The organism is Streptomyces sp. NPDC005485 (assembly GCF_040606085.1).
Lineage (GTDB): Bacteria > Actinomycetota > Actinomycetes > Streptomycetales > Streptomycetaceae > Streptomyces.
Genome location: NZ_JBEXDZ010000239.1, coordinates 1 through 9,965, shown reverse-complemented (window position 1 = coordinate 9,965; position 9,965 = coordinate 1). Strand labels below are relative to the sequence as shown.

The following is a 9,965-nucleotide window of genomic DNA, read 5'->3' as shown; positions in this document are numbered from 1 at the left end:
GTGGGCGTGGCCCTGGCTGCCGTAGCCGATGACCGCGACCTTGCGGCCCTGGATGATGGACAGGTCGGCGTCGGCGTCGTAGAACAGCTCGGCCATCGGGATAACTCCTCAGATGTGTATGGGTTATTGGGTACGTGAATCAGGCTCAGGCGGACTGCGTCTGCGGGGTTGCTTCCGTCGCCGTGAAGCGGACGGGGCGGGCCTCGCGGACTCCGCGTTCGGCGAGGGAGCGGGAGCCACGGCCGATGGCGATCGTGCCGGACTGGACGAGTTCCCTGATGCCGAACGGGGCCAGCATCCGCAGCATCGCGTCGAGTTTGTCGCCGGCTCCGGTGGCCTCCAGGGTGACCGCCTCGGGGGAGACGTCCACGGTCCTGGCGCGGAACAGCTCGGCGATGCCGACGATCTGGGAGCGGGTCGTGTTGTCGGCGCGGACCTTCACCAGGACCAGTTCGCGCTGCACGGCGGAGTCGGGCTCCAGCTCGACGACCTTCACGACGTTGATGAGCTTGTTGAGCTGCTTGGTGACCTGCTCCAGGGAGAGCTGGTCGTCGACGCGTACGACGATGGTGACGCGGGAGAGGTCCGGGTGCTCGGTGGTGCCCACGGCGAGCGAGTCGATGTTGAAGCCGCGGCGCGAGAACAGGGCGGCGATCCGGGCCAGGATGCCGGGGGTGTTCTCGGCCAGGACGGAGAGTGTGTGCTGGGACATGTCGGAGGGTCCTCTCAGTCGTCCGCGGCGTCGCCGAAGTCGGGGCGGACGTCCCGGGCGGCCATGATGTCGTCGTTGGAGGTGCCGGCCGGCACCATCGGCCAGACCATCGCGTCCTCATGGACGATGAAGTCCACGACGACCGGGCGGTCGGTGACCGAGTTGGCCTTGTCGATGACCGCGTCCAGCTCGTCCGGGGACTCGCAGCGCAGGCCCACGCAGCCCATCGCCTCGGCGAGGAGGACGAAGTCGGGGACGCGGGTGCCCCGGTTGGCGGTGGAGCCCACGCCCCGGGTGGAGCCGGTCGCGGCGTTGGTCTCGCCGTTGTGCAGCACGGTGTTGGAGAAGCGTGCGCCGTAGAAGAGGTTCTGCCACTGGCGGACCATCCCGAGGGCGCCGTTGTTGATGACGGCGACCTTGATCGGGATGTTGTTCAGGGCGCAGGTGGTGAGTTCCTGGTTGGTCATCTGGAAGCAGCCGTCGCCGTCGATGGCCCACACGGTGCGGTCGGGCCGCCCGGCCTGGGCGCCCATCGCGGCCGGGACCGCGTAGCCCATGGTTCCGGCGCCGCCGGAGTTGAACCACGTGCCGGGCTCCTCGTGCGGCAGAAACTGCGCCGCCCACATCTGGTGCTGGCCCACGCCGGAGGAGAACAGGGTTCCCTCCGGGGCGAGTTGACCGATGCGTTCGATCACCTGCTGCGGGGAGAGCGTGCCGTCGGCGGGCAGGTCGTAGCCGCGCGGGTAGGTCGTGCGCCAGCGGTCGAGGTCCCGCCACCAGGCTGCGTAGTCGCCGCGGTGCCCGTCCTCGTGCGCGTCGCGTACGGCGGCGGCCAGCGCGCCGATGACCTCGCGGGCGTCACCGACGATCGGCACGTCGGCGGCGCGGTTCTTGCCGATCTCCGCGGGGTCGATGTCGGCGTGCACGACCTTGGCGTACGGGGCGAAGCTGTCCAGCCTGCCGGTGACGCGGTCGTCGAAGCGGGCGCCGAGCGCCACGATCAGGTCGGCCTTCTGCAGGGCGGCCACGGCGGACACGTCGCCGTGCATGCCGGGCATGCCCACGTGCTGGGGATGGCTTCCGGGGAAGGCGCCGAGTGCCATCAGGGTGGTGACCACGGGTGCGCCGGTCAGTTCGGCGAGGTCGCGCAGTTCGGCGGTGGCCCTGGCCTTCAGGACGCCGCCGCCGACGTAAAGGACGGGCCGCTGTGCGGAGTTGAGCAGTCGGGCCGCCTCGCGGACCTGCCGGGGGTGGGGGCGGGTCACCGGCCGGTAGCCGGGCAGGTTCGCCGACGGCGGCCAGGAGAACATGGTCGGCGACTGCAGCGCGTCCTTCGTGATGTCGACGAGGACCGGGCCCGGGCGGCCGGTGGAGGCGAGGTGGAAGGCCTCCGCGATCGTCCGCGGGATGTCCTCGGCGCTGGTGACCAGGAAGTTGTGTTTGGTGATCGGCATGGTGATGCCGACGATGTCCGCCTCCTGGAAGGCGTCCGTGCCGATCGACTTGGAGGGCACCTGCCCGGTGATCGCCACGAGCGGCACCGAGTCCATGTGGGCGTCGGCGATCGGCGTCACCAGGTTGGTGGCCCCCGGGCCGCTGGTCGCTATGCAGACACCGACCTTGCCGGTGGCCTGCGCGTAACCGGTGGCCGCGTGACCCGCTCCCTGCTCGTGCCGCACGAGCACGTGCCGCAGCCGCTCGGAGTCCATCAGCGGGTCGTACGCCGGCAGGATGCAACCGCCGGGAATGCCGAACACCGTGTCCGCGCCCACCTCTTCGAGCGAGCGGACGAGGGACTGCGCGCCCGTCATCGGCTCGCCGGGAGAGGAGGAACGTCGTTCGTCGGTGTGGGTCCGCATCCGCGGGAGGCGGGCCGCGGGAGCCTGCTGCACAGCGTTTGACATGGTCAGTTCCAAGGGGCCGTAGGGGTGGGGACAGACGTGGTGGAGTGGGTGGTTGTACGGCGGTGAGCTGTGCGGCGGTCAGGTCGGGGTGCCTCCCGTCAGCAGCGGAGAGGTTCCCGGCGCCCGGGGAGCCGGTGCCGATGCTCCCGGCCGCCGGGAAGTCGGCGCGCGTCCCAGGGGAGTCGGTCCTCTCGTCAGCAGGGAGGACGACGTTTCCGACAGCGGTGCGGCGCAGGTGAGGCCGGCGACCTCCAGCCCGGAGAGCCGGGTGACGGTCGGGACGGTGAGGGTCAGCTCGCCGCGAACCGCCACCGCCGCCGCGTAGCCCCGGTCGACGGGCACCTCCAGCAGGGTCCAGCCGGAGGGCGGGTAAGGGCCTCCCGGTGCTCCGGAGCCGACGTAGTCGAGGGAGGGGTCGCGCCCCAGTCCGGAGCCGAGGCCCTTGAGGTACGCCTCCTTGCGGGTCCACAGCCGAGCGAGCGCGCGGGGGCGCAACGCCGGTGCGAGGGCGGCCAGTTCCTCCTGCTCGGCCACGTGCAGCATCGAGCTCAGTTCGGCTGTCGCCGTCGCGTCCGACACCAGGTCCACGTCGACGCCGATCGGCACCATGGCCGTACCGACCAGAGCCAGATCGCCGCGGTGGGAGAGCGAGAAGAACAGGTCGCGCGCGGCGCCGAGCACGGTCGGGCGGCCGTGCGGGCCACCGCAGCAGGGACAGGTGTCCCGACCGAAGTGGATCTCCTCCGGGCGTACCCGCAGATACGACCCGAGGAGGCGCCGTAGGGCGACATGCGCGGCCGTGAACCGGGTTCGGTCGGCATCGTGCATGAGGGCGGCGGCGCGTTGGCGCTCGGTGGCGTCGAGCACCGCCTCGTCCAGGATGCCGGCGGGGACATCCGAGACCCTCAGGAGCCAGAGGTCGAGCGAGCCGGGGGTTGGCAGCTCACGGGCGACCCACGGCAGTGTTCCTTCCACGGGGTCTCTCCTGTTCTTGCTCAAGGGTCGGGAGGGTTGGGCCTCAGGGCCTCATGACCCGCCGGGTGCGCCGGCCGGCACCGCGGGCAGGTCGCGCCTGCCGCGCAGCGGTCCGATCAGCAGCAACAGGGGGGTGAGTGCCAGTCCGGCGGTCAGCAGCCACAGCGTCGGACGCAGCCCGAGCGCCGTGCCGAGCGCGCCGCCGAGCAGTGAACCGAACGGAATGGCACCGAAGTTGGCGACCGAGATGCACGAGGTGATCCGGCCGAGGAGGTGCGGCGGGCAGTAGCGCTGGCGGAACGCGCCCTGGATCACGTTGGCGAGCACCACGCCGAGCGCCAGCAGGGCGCTGCCGGCCGCGAGTGCCACCAGCAGCCAGCCCTTGCCGCCCATCGGGATCAGCAGCGCGAACGGCGCGGTGGTGAGGGTGGCCAGCAGCATCCCGCGCGCGGTGCCCCAGCGGGCGGTCAGCCGCTTGGCGACGACGGCGCCGAGGATCCCGCCGACGCTGCTGGACGCCAGCAGCCAGCCGGTCGCGCTCTCCGGCAGGTCCAGTTCCCGGATCAGGAACACCGGCATAATCGCCTGATAGGCCGTCAGAAGCAGGTTGGTGACGGTGCCGTAGGTGGTCAGGACGCGCAGGTAGGGGTCCCGGATCGTGTACTGGAGGCCCTCGCGGATGTCCTGGCGCAGCGGTGTGCGTTCCTTGGGCAGCTCCGGCCGCGGTTCGGCGGTGCGGATGCCGAACAGGCACAGCGCCGAGAACAGGAACGTTCCGGCGTTGACCAGCAGCCCGGCGACCGCGCCGAACGCCTGGGCGAGCAGACCTCCGCCGCCCAGGCCCGCGATCTGCGCCACCGACTCGCTGCCCTGCAGCTTGGCGTTGGCCTCCTGGAGGTCCTCGCGTTCGACAATGGACGGCACGAACACCTTGTAGGAGATGCCGAAGAACACCGCGGCGAGGCCGTTGAGCAGGGCCACGACCAGGAGTTGCGTCATGGTGAGGACGTCGAGCCAGGCGGCCACCGGCACACTCGCGAGCAGGACCAGCGAGGCGAGGTTGCACGCCATCATCACCGGGCGCCGCCGTACCCGGTCCACCCAGGCGCCGGCCGGCAGTCCGATCAGCAGCCAGGGCAGCCAGGGCGCGGCCGCCAGCACGCTCACGCTGAACGTGCTCGCGTTCAGGGTCACCACGGCGACCAGCGGCATGGCGACCGTGGTGATGTTGATGCCGACCCGGTTGGTCGTCTCACCGAGCCAGAGGAGGCGGAAGTCGCGGTGGCGCAACAGCCCGCGGCGCGGGGTGGTTTGGGTGGTGACGGGGGGCTCCTCGGTCCGGGTGGTCATGGCCGCACCGGCTCTCGTACGGCATTGCGTACGGCGTCGGTCAGCAGCGAGGCGGCGGTCGACCAGCGGTCCTGACGGGCTGTCAACTGAGCTCGGTAGGTGCCCAACTGAGCCTTCAGCGGCGGCAGTCCGTCCGTGCCCGGTCCGCCCCCGTGGGCGCACGCCGCGGCGACGCGGTCCGGGGCCAGGTCATGGTCGAAGCGGGACGTCTCCTCCAGGGAGCGGCCCGAGTCGAGCGCGGACAGCACCGTCTCGCCCACCAGGTGGTGCGCGGCCCGGAACGGCATGCCCTCCATGACCAGCCGCTCCGCGAGATACGTCGCCGCGGTGAAACCCTCGCGGGCCCGCGCCGCCATGCGCTCCGGACGCGGCTCGGTGCCGGCCACGACCAGACGCAGCAGCGTGATCGCGTCGGTCGTGTCGCTCAGCCCGGGCCACAGATGACGCACGGCCTCGGTGCCCACGGCGATCGCGTTGGTGTAGCCGGCCGTCGTCATCGCCGAGGCCGCGCTCACGAAGGCACCCAGGCTCGCGGTGGACCGGCCCTGGATGTGCTCCAGCAGGAACGGGTTGCGCTTCTGCGGCATCATCGAGCTGGAGCCGACCAGGGTGTCGGCCACCCGCAGCAGCCCCGACTCCTCCGACGTCCAGGTGCTCAGGTCCTTCGCCACCCGGGCCGAGGCCACGCCGAGCACGGCGGCGGCCGACAGCAGGTGCAGGGCGAAGTCCCTGGAGGCCACCGCGTCAACGGAGTTGGGGGCCGTGGCCGTGAACCCGAGGAGTTCCGCTGTGCGTTGGGGGTCGACCGGCACCGACGTACCGCCGATCGCCCCCGCTCCCAGCGGGTTGACGTCGATCTCCCGCCCCGCGTCCAGGAGTTGGCCGTACGCGCGCAGCACCGGACCGGCGACGCCCGCCAGGTAGTGGCCGTACGTGATCGGCACCGCGGGCTGGCCGTGCGTGTACGCGGGCATCGTGACGTCCGCGTACTGCGCAGCCTTCTCCAGCAGCACCCCGGCGAGCCCGTCCACCGCCTCCAGCAGCGCCAGGTACGGGCCGCGCACCTTCAGCCGGGCCGTGGTGGCGTTGAGGTCGTTGCGGGAGCGGCCGGTGTGCAGGATGCCGCCCGTCTCGTCGCCCAACTGCTCGATGAGCCAGCCCTCGTATGCCAGATACACCCCGCGCGGCATCGGACGGCCGCGCACCGGGGCGAAGTCGGACCCGCGCAGCTCCTCGATCGCGCGGAGCAGCGCCGCCGCCCGCGCCGGATCGACGATGCCGTGCTCGGCCAGCATGACCAGGTGGGCGCGGTCGACCTCACTGATGCGGCCCAGCTCGCCGACCAGCGGGTCCGCCGCCTCCCGGGGCAGGTACTGGTCGTAGACGATGCGGTGCGCCTCGGGGTCGAGGGCGGCCTTGAGGCGTCCGGTGTCGACGCCGTCGCGCGCGGACGCCGTGGTCACCACGGATTCGGCGGGCATGGTGCTCATGTCAGGGCCTCCTCGGGGAGCAGGTCCCGGTCCGGGGTCAGGGCCGTGTACGACACCGCCGCGGCGAGGGCGGCGACGCCGCGGTCGGCCGCCCGGGCGGCCTGGGCGGGATGGTCGGCGACGGCGATGACATGGCCGAGGCGGCCGCGGAAGTCGGCGGCGGGGCCGACGGGTTCGCCGGGGCCGCGGTACAGGGCCGCCTCCACGACGTCCGGCACGGCGCCCGCCCTGGCGGTGACATCGGTGAGGTCCGGGGCGAGGATGCCGTCCTGGTCCGCGGTCAGGAAGCGGATCGAGGCCCGGCCGTACACCCCGCGCTCCAGCTCGGGCGGCCGGCCCAGCGCGGCCAGCACCTGCGCGCGCACCAGGTCGATCCCGCAGGCCCTGCGCACCAGTTCGGGGATCATGCCGCCGGCGAGCCGCGGATTGACCTCGATGACCTTCGGCAGGGTCCCGTCGAGCCTGAGCTCCACATGGGCCGCACCCCAGCCGAGGTCGAGTGCCTCCACCGCGCGGACGGCGGTGCGCCGCAGCGCCCGCTCCAGGTCGCCGGGGAGTGCGGCCGGCACATCGTGGCCGACCTCGACGAACGCGGGCAGCGGGCCCACGTGCTTGGCGACCGTCACCACCGCCTCGGTGCCGAACACCTCCACGGAGAACTCCGCGCCCGTCAGGTACTCCTCGACGAGGATCCGGCCCGGGGTGGCCACCCCGCGCTCGTTCGCGGTCGTCGCCAGCAGTGTCCGCGCGTGCGCCGCGACCTCGTCGAGGTCCGCGCACAGCCGTACGCCGAGACTTCCCGAGCCCTGCACCGGCTTCACCACCACGGGCAGCCGTGTCGCGGCCGCGGCCGACACCGCGGCGCCCACCGTCTCCACCACCGCGAAGCCCGGCACACCGACCCCCGCCGCGGCGAGAGTGCGCCGCTGCTCGGACTTGTCCCGGCACGCCTGTACGGCGCTCGCGGCGGGGCCCGGCAGACCGAGCCGGCCCGCGAGGGCGGCCGCGGCGGGCACGTAGTACTCGGAGCTGGTCAGCACACCGGCGAGCGGCGCCTCGGCGGCCAGCCGGTCGGCCGCCTCCCGGATGCGGCTCTGGTCCGCCGTGTCGACGGTCTCGGTTCGCAGGGCGTCCTCGGTCGCGTACGGGTAGCGGGCGGGGTCCGTGGTCAGGAGGACCGGGGTGACGCCCAGTTCGGCCGCGCGGCGCGCGAACAGGCGCCCCGTTCCTGTGGTGTTGCTCTCGATGAGCAGCAGCAGGTGCTCCGTCATGACGTGGTCTCCGGCATCTCCGGCATCATCACGTCGTCGAAGCCGCGCCGCGCCCACAGCAGCCGGGACCAGCCGGACGGCGCGTCCAGCGGGTGGTCCACGGTGACCGGGCCGCCGGTCGGGGCCGGCTTCGGGACGATGCCCTGCTCGCGCAGCCAGGCGTTGTTGTACACCGTGGACTGGTAGCGGTAGCCCTCGTCCGGCAGCACCATCACCACCGTGCTCTGCGGGTTGCGCTCCGCCCACCACGACGCCACCTGGAACGACGCGCCGCTCGTCGGGCCCATGAACAGGCCGTGCGCCCGGTACAGCTCGTGCGTCGCGTGGAACGCCTCCGGGGCCGTCACCCAGTGCACCTCGTCGTACGCCGCGTGCTTCACGTTGCCCGGGTGGATGCTGCTGCCCAGGCCGCGCAGGGTGCGCGGGCCGTCCGGGGTGCCGAAGATGATGCTGCCGTGGGTGTCGACGCCGACCAGGTGCAGCGCCGGGTTCGCCGGCCGCAGCGACGCGGCGAGTCCGCCCGTCGAGCCGCCCGAACCGACCGGGCCCACCAGGCAGTCGACGGAGCCGACCGTCTCGCCGATCAGATCGGCGACCACGCCGTACGCCCCCGGGTTGTCGGGGTTGTCGTACTGGCCCGGCACGAAGGCGTCCGGCCGCTGCCGGCGCAGTTCCTCGACCCGGGCCAGCCGGGCGCCCTGTATGCCGCCGGGCTGGCCGCTGTGCTCGACGATCTCCACCGTCGTGCCCAGCATCTCCAGGCGGGTGCGCAGCTCCTGGTCGATCGCCGAGTCGCCGACGATCGTCAGCGGGTAGCCGCGCAGCCGGCACACCATCGCCAGGCCCAGCGCGAACGTTCCGGAGGAGGTCTCGATGACCGGGGTGCCCGGAGTGAGCACCCCGGCGGCCTCCGCCCGGTCGATGATGTAGCGGGCGGGCAGCAGCTTCATCAGGCTGAAGGCCGTCGCGTAGAGGTTGTCGCTCACCTTGATGATGCGTGGCAGCTCGGTGGCCTCCACGATCGAGGAGTGAGCCTTCGGCAAGGTCGTCGTCGTCATGTCAGTCACCCGTTGTGTAGATCCACTGCTCGTGGATTCCGATCCGGTGCAGAAGGTCTCGCGCCTGCGCGGTACGTCCCTCTACGTCGGGGTCGTCCCGGTCGAAGAGGAGTCCCGCGATGTCCCCGCTGTGTGCCACCTGTACGCCCAGGGCGCCGCAGGTCCGCTCGACGTCCCGTATCCGGTCCAGGTCCGGGACCGGCAGATGCCGCTGGTTGATCTCCGCGCTGGCCGTCGCGACCGAGCTCAGCAGGGCGACGTCCTTCATCTGGATGGCCTCCCGGAGCATGTCCCTGAGCCGGGCGAACCGTGTGATCTCCGCCTGGTCGTAGCGGGCCGGCGTGAACGCCAGGGTGTCCACGCCGCGGCCGTCGTTCGCGGGGCGCGAGCCGAAGCCGAGGACTCTCAGGGGTGGCATCCGGTAACCGAAGTCCTCGATCACGGTGCCCTCGCGCTGCGCGAACAGCACGGTGGACTCCTCGAACATCAGGGAGTCCGAGGCGGTTTCCGCGTGTACGGCGAGGCGGGCGACCTCCTGCGGGGGCAGGGGGTCGGCGAACGCGTCCTTCACCGCCCATATCGCCGACAGCACGTCGCTGGTGGAGGAGCCGAAGCCGCGGCACAGCGGTACGTCTCCGGTCAGCTCCAGGTGGCCGCCGGCCGGCTTCGCGCCCGGCGGGGTCACGGCGCGTACGGCGAGCTCGGCGGCGCGTCTCGCCTTGCCCTTCCACGACGGTGAGACGGTGATCTCGCCTGCGGGAGTCGGGGTGAACGTCGCTCGGGTCGTGTGGAGGGTGCAGGGCAGCGTGACGAGTCCGCGGAGGGGTCCGGCTGGGGTGGTGAAGGCACCCTGCAGAATCTCGCCGTGATGGACGGGGGCCGATGCGGCCCCGACACGCCAGTCGGAATGATCCACCATGTCCATGACCCTCTGCTGCCGGTGAAGCCGTGACCTGCGGACGAGATCACGCTATGCAGGTGGGCCTTCGGCGTCCGGCGGCAAGGGCGGCAGGTTGGGGGCGGGACACCGGGGGCTTTCCCCGGCTCGGGCGGTCTGACCTGCGGGGGTGACTGCGTCCGGGTGCCGGTCGCTGGTCGCTTGCGGTGCGTTGTGGGTCGGGGCCGGGCCGGAGCATCCGTCCTCGGTCTGGCGCGGAATCGGTTCCTTCACAAGCGGAGGGCGGTGACGCGCCATCCGCTGCGGG

9 protein-coding genes are annotated in these 9,965 nt (G+C 72.1%); all 9 read right to left on the bottom strand.

Annotated elements, in window-relative coordinates; all coding sequences use genetic code 11:
• The coding region (locus ABZS97_RS41690) for a hypothetical protein (RefSeq protein WP_351812805.1) at positions 1-96 on the bottom strand (96 nt) is incomplete at its 3' end.
• A gap of 49 nt (positions 97-145) precedes the next feature.
• A complete protein-coding gene (gene ilvN / locus ABZS97_RS41685) occupies positions 146-712 on the bottom strand; it encodes an acetolactate synthase small subunit (RefSeq protein WP_356148242.1) in 567 nt (188 codons plus the stop codon).
• Positions 713-726: 14 nt separating this feature from the next.
• Positions 727-2,571 (bottom strand): acetolactate synthase large subunit, encoded by a 1,845-nt coding sequence (locus tag ABZS97_RS41680; protein ID WP_356148245.1) that lies wholly within the window; start codon positions 2,569-2,571, stop codon positions 727-729.
• A gap of 123 nt (positions 2,572-2,694) precedes the next feature.
• Positions 2,695-3,591: a 4'-phosphopantetheinyl transferase superfamily protein gene (locus tag ABZS97_RS41675; RefSeq protein WP_356148239.1), complete on the bottom strand. Its 897-nt coding sequence runs from the start codon at positions 3,589-3,591 to the stop codon at positions 2,695-2,697.
• A 51-nt stretch (positions 3,592-3,642) separates the two neighbouring features.
• The gene (locus ABZS97_RS41670; protein WP_356148232.1) at positions 3,643-4,941 is read right to left on the bottom strand and encodes an MFS transporter; all 1,299 of its coding nucleotides are present in this window, start codon (positions 4,939-4,941) and stop codon (positions 3,643-3,645) included.
• Positions 4,938-6,431, bottom strand: a complete 1,494-nt coding sequence (gene argH, locus ABZS97_RS41665) for an argininosuccinate lyase (RefSeq protein WP_356148227.1) — start codon at positions 6,429-6,431, stop codon at positions 4,938-4,940. The genes ABZS97_RS41670 and argH overlap by 4 nt, the downstream gene beginning before the upstream one ends.
• Entirely contained in the window at positions 6,428-7,702 is a 1,275-nt protein-coding gene (locus tag ABZS97_RS41660; RefSeq protein ID WP_356148222.1) for an ATP-grasp domain-containing protein, read from the bottom strand. The genes argH and ABZS97_RS41660 overlap by 4 nt, the downstream gene beginning before the upstream one ends.
• Entirely contained in the window at positions 7,699-8,760 is a 1,062-nt protein-coding gene (locus tag ABZS97_RS41655) for a cysteine synthase family protein (RefSeq protein ID WP_356148214.1), read from the bottom strand. The genes ABZS97_RS41660 and ABZS97_RS41655 overlap by 4 nt, the downstream gene beginning before the upstream one ends.
• 1 nt (position 8,761) lies before the next feature.
• Positions 8,762-9,679, bottom strand: a complete 918-nt coding sequence (locus ABZS97_RS41650; RefSeq protein WP_356148207.1) for a kinase — start codon at positions 9,677-9,679, stop codon at positions 8,762-8,764.
• Positions 9,680-9,965 lie beyond the last annotated feature (286 nt).

What these genes read in the sequence shown, in the direction of transcription:
- ilvN (WP_356148242.1), bottom strand. Translation starts at nt 712, where the DNA reads ATGTCCCAGCACACACTCTCCGTCCTGGCCGAGAACACCCCCGGCATC.
- ABZS97_RS41680 (WP_356148245.1), bottom strand. Translation starts at nt 2,571, where the DNA reads ATGCGGACCCACACCGACGAACGACGTTCCTCCTCTCCCGGCGAGCCG.
- ABZS97_RS41670 (WP_356148232.1), bottom strand. Translation starts at nt 4,941, where the DNA reads ATGACCACCCGGACCGAGGAGCCCCCCGTCACCACCCAAACCACCCCG.
- argH (WP_356148227.1), bottom strand. Translation starts at nt 6,431, where the DNA reads ATGAGCACCATGCCCGCCGAATCCGTGGTGACCACGGCGTCCGCGCGC.
- ABZS97_RS41660 (WP_356148222.1), bottom strand. Translation starts at nt 7,702, where the DNA reads ATGACGGAGCACCTGCTGCTGCTCATCGAGAGCAACACCACAGGAACG.
- ABZS97_RS41655 (WP_356148214.1), bottom strand. Translation starts at nt 8,760, where the DNA reads ATGACGACGACGACCTTGCCGAAGGCTCACTCCTCGATCGTGGAGGCC.
- ABZS97_RS41650 (WP_356148207.1), bottom strand. Translation starts at nt 9,679, where the DNA reads ATGGTGGATCATTCCGACTGGCGTGTCGGGGCCGCATCGGCCCCCGTC.